Source organism: Streptomyces katrae (assembly GCF_000717655.1).
In the GTDB taxonomy this organism is placed as follows: Bacteria; Actinomycetota; Actinomycetes; order Streptomycetales; family Streptomycetaceae; genus Streptomyces; species Streptomyces katrae_B.
On record NZ_JNZY01000007.1, the window covers coordinates 203,229 to 218,416 of the forward strand.

Here is a 15,188-nt window from a genome sequence, read left to right on the forward strand (position 1 = left end):
ATCCCGCACGACGGAATATCGCCGCAGGGGCCGGACCGCGGCCGGTCCAGAGGCCGCCGGAACCCGTCAGTTCTGGGTGACGGCGCCCTTCTCGACGGTCACCGGGGTCTTGGGGGCGCCGTCCTGGCCGCCGTCGGCGGTACCGGCCTTGGCCACCGCCTCGAGCGCCTTCAGGCCCGCCGCGTCGATCTTGCCGAACGGCGTGTACGACGGAGCCAGCGGGCTGTCCTTGTAGACCAGGAAGAACTGGCTGCCGCCGCTGTGCGGCTGGCCGGTATTGGCCATCGCCACCGTGCCCGCCGGGTAGACCACCTGGCCCTGCTCGTTCGGCTTGCCCAGCGAGTCGAGGTTCTCGTCCGCGATGGTGTAGCCGGGACCGCCCATGCCCGTGCCCTCCGGGTCGCCGCACTGGAGCACGAAGATCCCGGACGTGGTCAGGCGGTGGCACTTGGTGTTGTCGAAGAAGCCCTTGTCCGCGAGCGACTTGAACGAGTTGACGGTCTCCGGCGTCTTCGCCGCGTCCATCTCGAACTTGATCTCGCCCGCGCTGGTCTTCAGGTCGAACGTGTACTTCGCGTTCTTGTCGATCGCCATCGCCGGCGAGGGCGACTGCTTCGGCGAGGGCGAGGCCGACGGGTTCGCCGCCGGATCCGCCGCCTGGTCCTTCTTGTCCTTGTCGAAGACGCCGCTCACGACGAGCCCGACCAGCGTCGCGACCACCACGGCCACCGCCGCGCCGATCACCGCCGCCCGCTGCCGCGACTTCCGCCGGGCCTCCGCCCGACGCTTCTGCTGGCGCTCGTACTTCTCCCTGGCGAGCTGTCGCCGCCGCTGATCGCTCGTGACCACCGGGTCGTCTCCTTGTACGTGTATGGCACCGCTGTCCGGGCTCGGTTAGGCCGTACCGTATATGGGTTCGCTGTGTAACGAGCGGCGCCGGTAGGCTCTGAGCAGCAGATTCCGAACTCGGCCGCTGCTGAAGCTCCCGCCGGACGACGATTGAGGACGAACGTGCTGATTGCCGGGTTCCCGGCCGGGGCCTGGGGGACCAACTGTTACGTGGTCGCCCCCGCCGCCGGTGAGGAGTGCGTCATCATCGACCCGGGCCACCAGGCCACCCAGGGTGTCGAGGAGACGCTGAAGAAGCATCGGCTCAAGCCCGTCGCGGTCGTCCTCACCCACGGCCACATCGACCACGTGGCCTCGGTGGTCCCGGTGTGCGGAGCGCACGACGTACCGGCCTGGATCCACCCCGAGGACCGCTTCATGATGAGCGACCCGGAGAAGGCGCTGGGCCGCTCCCTGGGAGCGCAGCTGATGGGCGAGCTCACCGTGGGGGAGCCCTCCGACGTGAAGGAGCTCACCGACGGCGCGAAGCTGGCGCTGGCGGGCATGGAGCTCACCGTCTCGCACGCGCCCGGGCATACCAGGGGGTCGGTGACCTTCGGGATGCCCGAGGCGGGGGACATCCCCCCGCTGCTGTTCTCGGGCGACCTGCTCTTCGCCGGCTCCATCGGACGTACCGACTTCCCGGGCGGCAGCCACGCGGACATGCTCGAGTCGCTGGCCCGCGTGTGCCTGCCGCTCGACGACTCGACCGTGGTGCTGCCCGGTCACAACGAGCACACGACCATTGGCCGTGAGCGCGCCACCAACCCGTACCTGCGGCAGGTGGCCGCCGGCCTGGGAGACGGCTTCACGTCTCCACGACGAGGAATGTGACGAGAGTTTCGTGAGCACCTTCAAGGCCCCCAAGGGCACCTACGACCTGATCCCGCCGTACTCGGCGAAGTACCTGGCCGTCCGCGACGCCATCTCCGGCCCCCTGCGGCTGTCCGGCTACGGGTACGTCGAGACGCCGGGCTTCGAGGACGTCGACCTGTTCGCGCGCGGTGTCGGCGAGTCCACCGACATCGTGACCAAGGAGATGTACACCCTCACGACGAAGGGCGGGGCCAACCTCGCGCTGCGTCCCGAGGGCACCGCGTCCGTGCTGCGCGCGGCGCTGGAGGCGAACCTGCACAAGGCCGGCGGCCTGCCGGTGAAGCTCTGGTACTCGGGCTCGTACTACCGCTACGAGCGCCCGCAGAAGGGCCGCTACCGCCACTTCTCGCAGGTGGGTGCCGAGGCGATCGGCGCCGAGGACCCGGCGCTGGACGCCGAACTGATCATCCTGGCCGACCAGGCGTACCGCACGCTGGGGCTGCGGAACTTCCGGATCCTGCTGAACTCGCTGGGCGACAAGGAGTGCCGCCCGGTGTACCGGGAGGCGCTCCAGGCGTTCCTGCGCGGGCTGGACCTGGACGCGGAGACCGTGCGCCGGGCCGAGATCAATCCGCTGCGCGTCCTCGACGACAAGCGGCCCGAGGTACAGAAGCAGCTGGTCGGCGCGCCGATGCTGCGGGACTACCTGTGCGACGCGTGCAAGGCGTACCACGAGGAGGTGCGGACGCTGATCACGGCGGCGGGCGTGGCCTTCGAGGACGACGAGAAGCTGGTGCGCGGCCTGGACTACTACACCCGCACCACGTTCGAGTTCGTCCACGACGGTCTGGGCTCGCAGTCGGCGGTGGGCGGCGGCGGCCGCTATGACGGGCTGTCCGAGATGATCGGCGGGCCGGCGCTGCCGTCGGTGGGCTGGGCGCTGGGCGTGGACCGTACGGTGCTGGCGCTCGAGGCCGAGGGTGTCGAGCTGGACATCCCGCCGACGACGTCGGTGTTCGCGGTGGCGCTGGGCGAGGCGAAGCCGGTGCTGTTCGGGCTGGTCACGGAGCTCCGCACGGCCGGTGTCGCGGCGGACATCTCGTACGGGGGCAAGGGCCTCAAGGGCGCGATGAAGGACGCCAACCGGTCGGGGGCGCGGTTCGCGGTGGTCGCGGGCGACCGGGACCTCGCGGAGGGTGTCGTCCAGCTGAAGGACATGGAGTCCGGGGAGCAGTCCCCGGTCGCCCTGGCGGACGTCGTCGAGGTCCTGCGGGCCCGGCTGGCCTGACCGCTGCCGCTCCTTGGGCGGGGCTGGACGGCGCGCAGCGCCATTTCAGCCCCGCCGGCGTTTGAGGCGCGGGTCCGGGCAGAGCCCGGGAAACGGAAAGGGGCCGGGCGGGGAGAAGGCCCGCGCGGCGGACCGGTACCGCCCTGGCATGGCCGGCCGGTGCCGCACCCGCGCGTCGGCCTGCGGAGCCCTCCGCATGAGGCGCCGCCCGGCAAGGACCGCGGGCCTCGTACCCGGAGCGGCAGCGGGACGTGCCCGCGCGCGGCCGGGCCCCTTACAAGAGGTCGTGGCGCATCGCCATCGTCACCGCCGCCGTGCGGTCCGTGACCTCCAGCTTCGCGAAGATGCGCAGCAAGTGCGTTTTGATCGTCCTGCCAGACGATCCCGACGCGCGAGCGCCAGGCCCGCCCGGCGGTGGCCGGGTCCGCGCCGAGCACGCCGACCTCGCCGCCGTCCCGTTCCCGGTGGCCCTGCGGGATCTCCACCGTCGTGCTCTTGCCGGCGCCGTTGGGCCCGAGGAGGCCGAAGACCTCACCCTGCCGGATCGTCAGGTCCAGTCCGTCCACTGCGGTGACCTCGCCGTACTGCTTGCGTAGCCCCCGTACTTCCACCGCGTTCCGTGTCATGTCCCACAGGGTGTGGCGGAACCCGCTCCACCGGTCCCCCCGTGCGTACGTCCTTATGTCCACCGAACGGTGGACACCGGCTCAGTACGGCACAATGGCCGGTGCTTGTTGACCTTGCAGATGTGGAGCGGTCGGTATGACGACACGAGGTACGGACGCAGACCCCGCCCCGCGGACGGTCGGCGCCAGCCGGGCACTCGCCCTGCTGCTGGTGATCACGGGCGCCGCGGGACTGCTCGCGGCCTGGGTGATCACGATCGACAAGTTCAAGCTGCTCGAGGACCCGAACTTCACGCCGGGCTGCAGCCTGAACCCGATCGTCTCCTGCGGCAACATCATGAAGAGCGACCAGGCGTCCGCGTTCGGCTTCCCGAACCCGATGCTGGGGCTGGTCGCGTACGGGATCGTCGTCTGCGTCGGCATGAGCGTGCTGGCCGGGGCCCGGTTCCGCCCCTGGTACTGGCTGACCTTCAACGCGGGCATGCTGTTCGGCGTGGTGTTCTGCGCCTGGCTGACGTACCAGTCGCTGTACAACATCAACTCGCTGTGCCTGTGGTGCTCGCTGGCGTGGGTCGCCACGATCTTCATGTTCTGGTACGTGACCGCGCACAACGTGCGGGAGGGCCTGCTGCCCGCCCCCGGCTGGCTGCGCTCCTTCCTCGACGAGTTCACCTGGGTGCTGCCGGTCCTGCACGTCGGGATCATCGGCATGCTGATCCTGACGCGCTGGTGGGACTTCTGGACCTCCTGAGGGCGCGGCTCGCTGTCGGTGCGCTGTCAGCGGGCTCGCTTAGGCTTCCTGTGTGGAACCAGACCTGTTCACCGCCGCTGCCGAAGACCGCCGGGAAAAGGATCCGGCGAGCTCCCCGCTCGCCGTCCGGATGCGCCCGCGCACCCTGGACGAGGTCGTCGGCCAGCAGCACCTGCTGAAGCCCGGATCGCCGCTGCGGCGGCTGGTCGGGGACGGGGCGGGCGGTCCGGCCGGAGCTTCGTCGGTGATCCTGTGGGGCCCTCCGGGCACCGGCAAGACCACCCTCGCGTACGTGGTGAGCCAGGCGACGCAGAAGCGGTTCGTGGAGCTGTCCGCGATCACGGCGGGCGTGAAGGAGGTACGCGCCGTCATCGAGGGCGCCAAGCGGGCGGCCGGCGGGTACGGCAAGGACACGGTCCTCTTCCTCGACGAGATCCACCGCTTCAGCAAGGCCCAGCAGGACTCGCTGCTCCCTGCGGTCGAGAACCGCTGGGTGACCCTGATCGCCGCGACCACGGAGAACCCGTACTTCTCGATCATCTCCCCGCTGCTCTCGCGGTCGCTGCTGCTCACCCTGGAGCCGCTGACGGACGAGGACCTGAGCGCGCTGATACGGCGCGCGCTGACGGAGGAGCGTGGCCTGGGCGGGGCGGTGACCTTGCCGGCGGACGCGGAGGCGCACCTGCTGCGGATCGCCGGCGGCGATGCCAGGCGGGCGCTGACGGCGCTGGAGGCCGGTGCCGGTTCGGCGATCGCCAAGGGGGAGTCCGAGATCAGCCTCCAGACGGTGGAGGAGGCGGTCGACCGGGCGGCGGTGAAGTACGACCGGGACGGCGACCAGCACTACGACGTGGCGAGCGCGCTGATCAAGTCGATCCGCGGCTCGGACGTGGACGCGGCGCTGCACTATCTGGCGCGGATGATCGAAGCGGGGGAGGACCCGCGGTTCATCGCGCGCCGCCTGATGATCTCGGCGAGCGAGGACATCGGGCTCGCGGACCCGACGGCCCTGCCGCTCGCGGTGGCCGCGGCACAGGCGGTGGCGATGATCGGCTTCCCCGAGGCGGCGCTGACCCTCTCCCACGCGACGATCGCGCTGGCGCTGGCCCCGAAGTCGAACACGGCGACGACCGCGATCGGCGCGGCGCTGGCGGACGTCCGGGCGGGGCTGGCGGGCCCGGTGCCGACGCACCTGCGGGACGGGCACTACAAGGGCGCGGCCAAGCTGGGCCACGCCGTGGGGTACGTGTACCCGCACGACGTGCCGGGCGCGATCGCCGCCCAGCAGTACGCCCCCGACGCCGTCCACGGCAAGCGGTACTACGAGCCGACCCGCTACGGCGCCGAGGCCCGCTACGCGGACGTGGTCGAAAAGGTCCGCGAACGCCTCCGCGGCACCACCTGACGCCGCCCGCCCCACCGCTGCCGTGGGCCGGCCCCCGGCCCCCGCGCCTCAAACGCCGGCGGGGCTGGATGGCGCGTAGCGCCCCATGTCAGCTCGGCACCTGCCCGCCGGCAGACGCCCTAGTGGCCCGCTGCCGCGAACAGCGTGTGCATCGCCCGGCGCAGGTCGCAGACGTCGTGTACCGGCGCCGGGAAGTCGAAGCGGGCGTCGAAGGAGGAGCCGTCGCCCGTGAAGCGGACCCGCAGGCCCAGCCGGTCCAGTGCCAGGGGGACCGCGGTCATGCCGGCGCTCTCCCGCGGGCCCAGCAGCGCGCACAGGTCGGCGATCCGGTCGCGGTGCGCGGCGGCCAGGTGCTGGAGGAGCTCCGTCTCGTGGTTCACCATCGGGTCCGCTTCCACCGTGGCCAGCTCCTCCGGGTCCACGTGCTCCGCGCCCCACAGGTCGTCCACCGAGATCTCGCCGACCTCCAGGCGCAGCATCACGAAGGACGGCCGGCCGTGCAGGCCGAGGAGTTCGCCCACCGGCCGGCGCTCCGCCAGCAGCGCCGCGCAGGCCGCGCGGTCGTCCCCGCGCACGTGCGTCAGCCACCCGGCCAGCCGCGCACGGCCTCGGATACGATGGGGCACGGACACCGGCGCCACATCCGTGATCTCGATCACGGCCGTGAGGTCGTCGTCCTGGGCGTAAGCGGCTGCCCTGGCAGCCGCGGATTCCCCTGACACCAGGAGAATCACGTCCCCGTCCGGGGTGACGGTCCGAGCGGCCGGCATCCCTGCCCCGAACTCCGCCTGGTCAAGAGACCGCAGCTGGTCAACAGCACCCGGCAGCGTGAGGGATACTGAGGCGTTGGACTCTACGAGGGTTCGTACGCGTTCGGCTCCGGTGAGCTGCCGAACGCCTTCCCTGGGACGCGGCTGACCTTGCTTATCGTCGGCGCAAGCGGATTCTGTTTCGTCTGAATCCGGACTGCGCTGCGCACTGGGCAGGGGGATCCCATGTGGTCGAGACATTACGTCCTCCTCGCTAAGGTAAGCCTCACCTAACTTACATGGAGGTAGGTTCCACGTGAACCAGAAGCGACCCAAGGTCAAGAAGTCGCGTGCCCTCGGCATTGCGCTGACCCCGAAGGCCGTCAAGTACTTCGAGGCCCGCCCCTACCCGCCGGGCGAGCACGGCCGTGGCCGCAAGCAGAACTCGGACTACAAGGTTCGTCTGCTCGAGAAGCAGCGTCTGCGCGCTCAGTACGACATCTCTGAGCGTCAGATGGCCCGCGCGTACGACCGCGCCAAGAAGGCCGAAGGCAAGACGGGCGAGGCGCTGGTCGTCGAGCTCGAGCGTCGCCTCGACGCCCTGGTCCTGCGTTCGGGCATCGCCCGCACCATCTACCAGGCCCGCCAGATGGTCGTTCACGGCCACATCGAGGTCAACGGTGGCAAGGTCGACAAGCCGTCGTTCCGTGTCCGCCCGGACGACGTCATCACCGTGCGCGAGCGCAGCCGCGAGAAGGTTCCGTTCCAGGTTGCCCGTGAGGGTGGCTACGCAGGCGAGGGCGAGACCCCGCGCTACCTGCAGGTCAACCTGAAGGCCCTGGCCTTCCGCCTGGACCGCGACCCGAACCGCAAGGAAATCCCGGTCATCTGCGACGAGCAGCTCGTCGTCGAGTACTACGCCCGCTGATCCAGCGGACGTAGCCTCACAGGCTGGTCAGCCCGTCGGTTCCCCCTTGGGGGAGCCGACGGGCTTCCTGTTTTTCGGGCCGCCCGCCGTGCCCCCGGACCGCGGCCTCGGCAGCGGCTCCGGCGCCGCCGCCGGCTCCGGCGCCCGCTCGACCGCCTCTGCTCCGGGGACAGCATGCGCAGCCGTGCCGCCGCCAGCTCCAGTGCCAGCGGGATCCCGTCGAGCCGGGTGCACAGCTCCTCCAGCGCGGCCCGGCTGGCCGCCGTCACCGCGAAGTCCGGATCGGTGGCCGCCGCCCGCTCGGCCAGCAGTTCCAGCGCCTCGTCGGGGCCCGGCGGCGCCAGCGGGAAGGTCTGCTCCCCGTCGAGCTCCAGCGGCCGCCGCCCGGCGGCCGGCACCCGCAGGCCGCAGGAGTGGCGCAGCAGCTCCCGCAGCAGCCCGGCGGTCTCGTCGACGAGCTGCTCGAAGCCGTCCAGGACCAGGAGCAGCCGCCGCTCGGCGAGGTGCTCGGCCAGGACCGTCCGGGGCGGGCGCGTGGTGTGGTCGGTGAGGCCGAGCGACTCGGCCAGCGTGACCTCGAGGAGCGCCGGATCGCGTACGCAGGACAGCTCGGCCAGCCAGACGCCGTCGCAGTAGCGTTCCTGCGCAGGACCGGCCGCAGCGTCCGCCCCGGCCGCCTCCCGGGCCGCCGCCAGCGCGAGCCGGGACTTGCCCACGCCGCCCACGCCCGTCACGGTGACCCGCCGGGAGGCCTCCAGCAGCCTCCCTACCTCGGCGAGTTCCGCCCCCGCCCGACGAAGCGGCTCAGCTCCGAGGGAAGATTGCCGCAGGTCCTCTGTTGCACGGGCCTCCGTCGCATGGGACGCGGAGGGTACTGGTCCGGATGCGCTGCGTACAAGGCGCCTCCGCCGGACCGCGAATTCCGGTACGGCGGTGGATCTCCGGCGCGATAGGGTCGGAGAACGACTTTTCCACGTAGTGATCAACAGGTAGAGAGCGGTGCAACGTGTCCGGTGGAGAGGTGGCCGGGATCCTCGTGGCCGTCTTCTGGGCCATTCTGGTCTCCTTCCTCGCCGTGGTGCTGGTGAGGCTGGCCCAGGTGCTCAAGGCGACGACCAAGCTGGTGGCCGACGTGACCGACCAGGCCGTCCCGCTGCTGGCGGACGCCTCCACCACGGTCCGCTCCGCGCGCACCCAGCTCGACCGGGTCGACGCCATCGCGAGCGACGTCCAGGAAGTCACCTCGAACGCCTCCGCGCTGTCCTCCACCGTGGCCTCCACCTTCGGCGGGCCGCTGGTCAAGGTCGCGGCCTTCGGCTACGGGGTCCGCAAGGCACTGGGCAAATCCACGGAAGAAGCGCCGCGGAAGGCGTCCCGACGTAACGTGATCGTTGGCCGTACGGTGCCGGCCGCCCGGCGCCGGAAGCAGAAGGGCTGAAACCTCCGATGTTCCGCCGAGCCTTCTGGTTCACCGCAGGCGCAGCCGCCGGCGTGTGGGCCACCACCAAGGTCAACCGCCAGCTCAAGAAGCTGACACCGGAGAGCCTCGCCGCCCAGGCCGCCGACAAGGCCGTGGAAGCGGGTCACCGCCTCAAGGACTTCGCCCTCGACGTGAAGGCGGGAATGTCGCAGCGCGAGGACGAGCTGAACGACGCACTGGGGTTGCACCAGGACCCCGACCGGCCCGACGACGTCACCGCCCTCCCCGGGCAGCGGCGGCTGCGGGCCATCCAGAACGACAAGACCACCCACTCCTCGAACCAGTCGAGGGTTACGTACAACCGGAATGAGGACCACTGATGGAGTCGGCTGAAATCCGCCGCCGCTGGCTGAGCTTCTTCGAGGAGCGCGGTCACGCCGTTGTCCCTTCGGCGTCGCTCATCGCGGACGACCCGACTCTGCTGCTGGTCAACGCGGGCATGGTCCCGTTCAAGCCGTACTTCCTCGGCGAGACCAAGCCCCCGGCCCCGCGGGCCACCAGCGTGCAGAAGTGCGTCCGTACGCCGGACATCGAAGAGGTCGGCAAGACCACCCGCCACGGCACGTTCTTCCAGATGTGCGGCAACTTCTCCTTCGGTGACTACTTCAAGGAAGGCGCCATCAAGTACGCCTGGGAGCTGCTGACCAGCTCCGTGGCGGACGGCGGCTACGGCCTGGAGCCGGAGAAGCTCTGGATCACCGTCTACCTCGACGACGACGAGGCCGAGACGATCTGGCGTGACGTCATCGGCGTCCCCGCCGAGCGCATCCAGCGCCTGGGCAAGAAGGACAACTTCTGGTCCATGGGTGTTCCGGGTCCGTGCGGCCCGTGTTCGGAGATCAACTACGACCGCGGTCCGGAGTTCGGGGTCGAGGGCGGCCCGGCCGTCAACGACGAGCGGTACGTGGAGATCTGGAACCTGGTGTTCATGCAGTACGAGCGGGGTGCCGGTGAGGGGAAGGAGGACTTCCCGATCCTCGGTGACCTGCCGTCGAAGAACATCGACACCGGTCTGGGGCTCGAGCGCCTGGCGATGATCCTGCAGGGCGTGCAGAACATGTACGAGACCGACACCCTGCGCGTGGTCATGGACAAGGCCACCGAGCTGACCGGCGTGCGCTACGGCGCCGCGCACGACACCGACGTGTCGATGCGGGTGGTCGCCGACCACATCCGCACCTCGGTCATGCTCATCGGTGACGGTGTGACCCCCGGCAACGAGGGCCGCGGCTACGTGCTGCGCCGCATCATGCGCCGCGCCATCCGCAACATGCGCCTGATGGGGGCCACCGGCCCGGTCGTGCAGGACCTCGTCGACGTCGTGATCGCCACGATGGGGCAGCAGTACCCGGAGCTGATCACCGACCGCATGCGCATCGAGACCGTCGCGCTCGCCGAGGAGACCCGCTTCCTCAAGACCCTGAACGCCGGCTCCAACGTCCTGGACAGCGCCGTGTCGGAGACCAAGGCCGCCGGCGGTTCGGTGCTCGCCGGCGACAAGGCGTTCCTGCTGCACGACACCTGGGGCTTCCCGATCGACCTCACCCTGGAGATCGCGGCCGAGCAGGGCCTGTCGGTGGACGAGAGCGGTTTCCGGCGTCTGATGCAGGAGCAGCGGGCCAAGGCCAAGGCCGACGCCAAGGCCAAGAAGACCGGCCACGCCGACGTGTCGGCCTACCGTCTGATCGCCGACAACGCCGGCGGCACCGAGTTCACCGGCTACGCCACCACTCAGGGCGAGTCCACGGTCGTGGGCCTGCTGGTCAACGGTCTGCCCTCGCCGGCCGCGTCCGAGGGCGACGAGGTCGAGATCGTCCTGGACCGCACCCCCTTCTACGCCGAGGGCGGCGGCCAGCTCGCCGACCAGGGCCGCATCCGGCTCGACTCGGGCGCCATCGTCGACGTCCGTGACGTGCAGCAGCCCGTCCCGGGCGTCTCCGTGCACAAGGGCTCCGTCCAGGTCGGCGAGGTGACGGTGGGCGCTTCCGCGTACGCCGCCATCGACGTGAACCGCCGCCGGGCCATCGCCCGTGCCCACTCCGCCACGCACCTGACCCACCAGGCGCTGCGTGACGCACTGGGCCCGACGGCCGCCCAGGCCGGTTCCGAGAACTCGCCGGGCCGGTTCCGTTTCGACTTCGGCTCGCCGAACGCGGTGCCCGGCACGGTCCTGACCGACGTCGAGCAGAAGATCAACGACGTGCTCTCCCGGGAGCTCGACGTCACCGCCGAGATCATGAGCATCGACGAGGCGAAGAAGCAGGGCGCCATCGCCGAGTTCGGTGAGAAGTACGGCGAGCGCGTGCGCGTGGTGACGATCGGTGACTTCTCCAAGGAGCTGTGCGGCGGCACGCACGTCGCCAACACCGCCCAGCTGGGTCTGGTGAAGCTGCTCGGCGAGTCCTCCATCGGTTCCGGCGTGCGCCGTGTCGAGGCCCTCGTCGGTGTGGACGCGTACAACTTCCTGGCCAGGGAGCACACGGTCGTCGCCCAGCTCCAGGAGCTGGTCAAGGGCCGTCCGGAAGAGCTGCCGGAGAAGATCGCCTCCATGCTCGGCAAGCTGAAGGACGCCGAGAAGGAGATCGAGAAGTTCCGCGCGGAGAAGGTCCTCCAGGCCGCCGCCGGTCTCGCCGAGAACGCCCAGGACATCCGCGGCGTCGCCCTCGTCGTGGGCACCGTCCCGGACGGCACCGGCGCCGACGACCTGCGCAAGCTGGTCCTCGACGTCCGCGGCCGCATCCAGGGCGACCGCCCGGCCGTCGTGGCCCTGTTCACCACGGCGGGCGGCCGCCCGCTGACCGTCATCGCCACCAACGAGGCCGCCCGCGAGCGCGGTCTCAAGGCCGGCGACCTGGTCCGCACCGCCGCCAAGACCCTCGGCGGCGGCGGTGGCGGCAAGCCCGACGTCGCCCAGGGCGGCGGCCAGAACCCGGCCGCCATCCCGGACGCCATCGCCGCGGTCGAGCGCCTCGTCGTCGAGACGGTCTGACCATGACTCTGCGCCGCGGCCGCCGTCTCGCCATCGATGTCGGGGACGCCCGTATCGGGGTCGCCTCGTGCGACCCCGACGGGGTGCTCGCCACACCGGTGGAAACCGTTCCGGGCCGGGACATCCCCTTCGCCCACCGGCGGCTGCGGCAGCTCGTCGCGGAGTACGAACCCCTGGAGGTCGTGGTCGGCCTGCCCCGCTCGCTCAGCGGGCGGGAGGGGCCGGCCGCGGCCAAGGTGCGCGCCTTCGCGAACGAACTCGCCAAGGGCATCAAGCCGGTGACGGTCCGTCTGGTGGACGAGCGGATGACCACGGTCACCGCCGCCCAGGGGCTGCGGGCCTCGGGGAGGAACGCGAAGAAGGGCCGCTCGGTGATCGACCAGGCGGCCGCAGTGGTGATCCTTCAGAACGCTCTTGAGACCGAACGGGTATCAGGTAATCCGCCCGGTGAGTGCGTCGAAGTGGTTGTCTGATCGCGATACGGTAACGTTCCGCGCGATGCGGCGGCATTCGAACAGTCGTCGCCCACCACTTCAGAGGCGGAACCGGGTGCCGTGGCGGATGTAGCCACTGCCTCCGTCTCGCGGCTCTAGGGGATCGATGACTGAGTATGGCCGGGGCCGTGGCCCCGAACCGTGGCACCCGGAGGACCCCCTGTACGGGGACCACGGGTGGACCGGGCACGAGGCCCAGCAGGCTCAGATGCCCTATGCCGGTGGCCCGCAGCAGCAGCATCCGCAGGAGCCGCAGTACCAGCAGGACCCTCAGCAGTACCAGCAGAACCCCCAGTACCAGCAGGATCAGCACCAGTACCAGCAGGACCAGTACCAGCAGGACCAGTACCAGCAGGGCCAGTACCTGCAGGAGCCCCAGTACCAGCAGCAGTACGGGCAGCAGGGGCAGTACCCGGGGCAGCAGCAGGGCTATGCCCCGCAGCAGCCCCACCAGGCTCCCCAGCAACAGCTGCTGCACCCGCAGCAGCAGCCGGCGTACGACGGCCAGGGCTGGGACACCGGCCAGGGCCAGTACACCGGTGTCCCGCAGGCCGACCCGTACCTCGGCGCGGACCCGTACGCCCAGCAGCCCGTCGGCGGTTACCCGGGCGAGGCCCCCGACCTCTACGGCACCCCCGAGGCCTACCCGCCGCCGCAGCCCCCGGGCCGGCGCCACCTGGTCACGGAGCAGGACCAGGAGCAGGAGCCGGAGGCGGAGTACGCCGACGAAGAGGCCGAGGAGGCCTCGATCCTGCCGGGCGGCGGAAGCGACGACGATTCCGACGATCCGGACGCCGGCGGACGCCGCGGCCGCTCGAAGGACAAGCCCAAGCGCCGCAACGGTGCGGCCTGCCTGATCGCCGCCGTCGTCATCGTGGGCGTCATCGGCGGTGGCGGCTACTACGGCTACGACTACATCAAGTCCAAGTTCAGCACCGGCGAGGACTACGCCGGTGAGGGCGAGGGCTCCGTAGCCATCGACATCCCCAAGGGCACCGGCATCGGTGAGATGGGCCGCATCCTCAAGGCACACGGCGTCGTCAAGAGCGCGGACGCCTTCGTCGCCGCCGCCAAGGCCAACCCCAAGGGCGGTGCGATCCAGGCGGGCTCCTACGTGATGAAGGAGCACATGTCGGGCAAGGCCGCCGTGAACCTCATGGTGAACGGCGCCGGGGTCAACGCCCTGGACGTCATCCCGGGCTGGAAGAACATCCAGGTCTACAAGGCCATCGACGAGAAGCTCAAGCTCAAGGAGGGTACGACCAAGGACATCGCCTTCAAGGAGGCGAAGAACCTCGGTCTGCCCGAGTGGGCCAACAACAGCAAGGACATCAAGGACCCGCTGGAGGGCTTCCTCTACCCGGCCCGCTACGACCTCAGCAAGGACGCGAGCCCCCAGTCGCTGCTCAAGCAGATGGTGGCCAAGTCCAACGAGGCCTACGCGAGCGCGGACCTCCAGGGGCAGGCCGCCAAGCTGGGCCTCGCGAACCCGCTGCAGCTCGTCACCGTCGCGAGCCTCGTGCAGGCCGAAGGCAAGTACCAGCACGACTTCGACAAGATCTCCCGGGTGGTCTACAACCGGCTCAAGCCGGGCAACACCGAGACGTACGGTCTGCTCGACTTCGACTCCACGGTCAACTACATCAAGGGCCAGAGCACCCTGGACGTCGGTGCCGTCAACGACCTGCGCAAGCTCGACGACCCGTACAACACCTACAAGATCAAGGGCCTGCCCGCCGGCCCGATCGGCAACCCGGGCCCGGACGCGCTGAAGTCGGCGATCAACCCGGCCGCCGGACCGTGGTACTACTTCGTGTCGGTGAACGAGAACGAGACCCTCTTCGCCGTGACGAACGCCGAGCACAACCAGAACCGCCAGCGGTACGAAGAGGAACGGAAGAAGGCAGGGCAGTGATACGCGCAGCCGTGCTCGGTTCACCGATCGAGCACTCCCTCTCCCCGGTGCTGCACCGCGCCGCGTACCAGGAGCTCGGTCTCGACGACTGGTCCTACGACCGCTTCGAGATAGACGAGGCCGCGCTCCCGCAGTTCATCGCCGGCCTCGGCCCCGAGTGGGCCGGGCTGTCCCTGACGATGCCGCTCAAGCGCGCGGTGATCCCGCTGCTCGACGGCATCAGCGACACCGCCGCCTCGGTCGAGGCGGTCAACACGGTCGTCCTGACCAAGGACGGGCGGCGCCTCGGCGACAACACCGACATCCCCGGGATCCTCTCGGCTCTCCACGAGCGCGGCGTCGACAAGGTCGAGAGCGCCACCATCCTCGGCGCCGGCGCCACCGCCTCCTCGGCACTGGCCGCCCTCGCCCGGATCTGCTCCGGCGAGGTCACGGTGTACGTGCGCTCCCGGGCCCGCGCCGACGAGATGCAGGAGTGGGGCGAGCGCCTCGGCGTGGCCGTGCGCACGGCCGACTGGACCGACGCGGCCGACGGGCTGGGCGCGCCGCTGGCCATCGCCACCACCCCCGCCAGCGCCACGGACTGGCTCGCAGCCGCCGTACCGGCCGCCCCGGGGACCCTGTTCGACGTCCTGTACGACCCGTGGCCGACCGCCCTCGCGGAGGCCTGGGCGCAGCGCGGCGGCCGCCTCCTCGGCGGCCTGGACCTCCTCGTCCACCAGGCGGTGCTCCAGGTCGAGCAGATGACCGGCCGCCACACCGCGCCGCTGGCCGCCATACGGGCCGCCGGCGAGGCCGCCCTGCGCGCCCGCCATTAGGGGGTGTCCGGCGGATCATGGCCGGGCCCGGGCGGCACACC

Annotated in this window: 14 protein-coding genes and 2 pseudogenes; 11 read left to right on the forward strand and 5 right to left on the reverse strand. The window is 70.5% G+C overall.

Translation table 11 applies throughout. The features are described from left to right. Positions 1-66: 66 nt before the first annotated feature. Positions 67-849, reverse strand: a complete 783-nt coding sequence (locus IF09_RS0111415) for a peptidylprolyl isomerase (RefSeq protein WP_030294551.1) — start codon at positions 847-849, stop codon at positions 67-69. A gap of 162 nt (positions 850-1,011) precedes the next feature. On the opposite strand from IF09_RS0111415, the gene IF09_RS0111420 reads away from it, so the two are divergent. Both IF09_RS0111420 and hisS read left to right on the forward strand, forming a co-directional pair. After that, positions 1,012-1,722 carry an MBL fold metallo-hydrolase gene (locus tag IF09_RS0111420; RefSeq protein WP_030294552.1) on the forward strand — a complete coding sequence of 237 codons (711 nt, stop codon included), beginning with the start codon at positions 1,012-1,014 and terminating at the stop codon, positions 1,720-1,722. A gap of 10 nt (positions 1,723-1,732) precedes the next feature. After that, positions 1,733-2,992: a histidine--tRNA ligase gene (gene hisS / locus IF09_RS0111425; protein WP_030294554.1), complete on the forward strand. Its 1,260-nt coding sequence runs from the start codon at positions 1,733-1,735 to the stop codon at positions 2,990-2,992. Between the two features lie 274 nt (positions 2,993-3,266). Here hisS and IF09_RS44570 read toward each other — a convergent pair whose 3' ends face one another. Together IF09_RS44570 and IF09_RS42815 are read right to left on the reverse strand one after the other, a co-directional pair. Next, positions 3,267-3,347 carry a hypothetical protein gene (locus tag IF09_RS44570; RefSeq protein WP_418953036.1) on the reverse strand — a complete coding sequence of 27 codons (81 nt, stop codon included), beginning with the start codon at positions 3,345-3,347 and terminating at the stop codon, positions 3,267-3,269. Positions 3,348-3,357: 10 nt separating this feature from the next. Further along, positions 3,358-3,618 (reverse strand): annotated as a pseudogene (locus IF09_RS42815) (ATP-binding cassette domain-containing protein); the annotation flags it as partial. A 136-nt stretch (positions 3,619-3,754) separates the two neighbouring features. On the opposite strand from IF09_RS42815, the gene IF09_RS0111435 reads away from it, so the two are divergent. Next, positions 3,755-4,369 carry a vitamin K epoxide reductase family protein gene (locus IF09_RS0111435; RefSeq protein ID WP_030294558.1) on the forward strand — a complete coding sequence of 205 codons (615 nt, stop codon included), beginning with the start codon at positions 3,755-3,757 and terminating at the stop codon, positions 4,367-4,369. A 52-nt stretch (positions 4,370-4,421) separates the two neighbouring features. Then, complete coding sequence (locus tag IF09_RS0111440; RefSeq protein ID WP_030294560.1) at positions 4,422-5,774, forward strand: replication-associated recombination protein A; 1,353 nt, start codon at positions 4,422-4,424, stop codon at positions 5,772-5,774. Between the two features lie 119 nt (positions 5,775-5,893). On the opposite strand, the gene IF09_RS0111445 is transcribed toward IF09_RS0111440, so the two are convergent. Then, the gene (locus tag IF09_RS0111445) at positions 5,894-6,544 is read right to left on the reverse strand and encodes a DUF2470 domain-containing protein (protein WP_051832338.1); all 651 of its coding nucleotides are present in this window, start codon (positions 6,542-6,544) and stop codon (positions 5,894-5,896) included. A 295-nt stretch (positions 6,545-6,839) separates the two neighbouring features. On the opposite strand from IF09_RS0111445, the gene rpsD reads away from it, so the two are divergent. Next, complete coding sequence (gene rpsD / locus IF09_RS0111450; RefSeq protein ID WP_030294564.1) at positions 6,840-7,451, forward strand: 30S ribosomal protein S4; 612 nt, start codon at positions 6,840-6,842, stop codon at positions 7,449-7,451. Positions 7,452-7,609: 158 nt separating this feature from the next. Here rpsD and IF09_RS0111455 read toward each other — a convergent pair. After that, a pseudogene (locus IF09_RS0111455) lies at positions 7,610-8,310 on the reverse strand (AAA family ATPase); the annotation flags it as partial. A gap of 147 nt (positions 8,311-8,457) precedes the next feature. Here IF09_RS0111455 and IF09_RS0111460 point away from each other — a divergent pair. From IF09_RS0111460 to IF09_RS0111485, 6 genes are all read left to right on the forward strand, one after another. Then, positions 8,458-8,889 carry a DUF948 domain-containing protein gene (locus tag IF09_RS0111460; RefSeq protein WP_030294568.1) on the forward strand — a complete coding sequence of 144 codons (432 nt, stop codon included), beginning with the start codon at positions 8,458-8,460 and terminating at the stop codon, positions 8,887-8,889. A gap of 8 nt (positions 8,890-8,897) precedes the next feature. After that, positions 8,898-9,251, forward strand: coding sequence for a DUF6167 family protein (locus IF09_RS0111465; RefSeq protein WP_030294569.1), 354 nt, complete (start codon positions 8,898-8,900; stop codon positions 9,249-9,251). After that, the gene (gene alaS, locus IF09_RS0111470; protein ID WP_030294570.1) at positions 9,251-11,920 is read left to right on the forward strand and encodes an alanine--tRNA ligase; all 2,670 of its coding nucleotides are present in this window, start codon (positions 9,251-9,253) and stop codon (positions 11,918-11,920) included. Before IF09_RS0111465 ends, alaS begins: the two co-directional genes overlap by 1 nt. 2 nt (positions 11,921-11,922) lie before the next feature. Beyond that, positions 11,923-12,393 carry a Holliday junction resolvase RuvX gene (gene ruvX / locus IF09_RS0111475; RefSeq protein ID WP_030233951.1) on the forward strand — a complete coding sequence of 157 codons (471 nt, stop codon included), beginning with the start codon at positions 11,923-11,925 and terminating at the stop codon, positions 12,391-12,393. 127 nt (positions 12,394-12,520) lie between these two features. After that, positions 12,521-14,329, forward strand: a complete 1,809-nt coding sequence (mltG, locus tag IF09_RS0111480) for an endolytic transglycosylase MltG (protein ID WP_030294571.1) — start codon at positions 12,521-12,523, stop codon at positions 14,327-14,329. After that, positions 14,326-15,147 (forward strand): shikimate dehydrogenase, encoded by an 822-nt coding sequence (locus IF09_RS0111485; RefSeq protein WP_030294572.1) that lies wholly within the window; start codon positions 14,326-14,328, stop codon positions 15,145-15,147. The genes mltG and IF09_RS0111485 overlap by 4 nt, the downstream gene beginning before the upstream one ends. Positions 15,148-15,188: the final 41 nt, after the last annotated feature.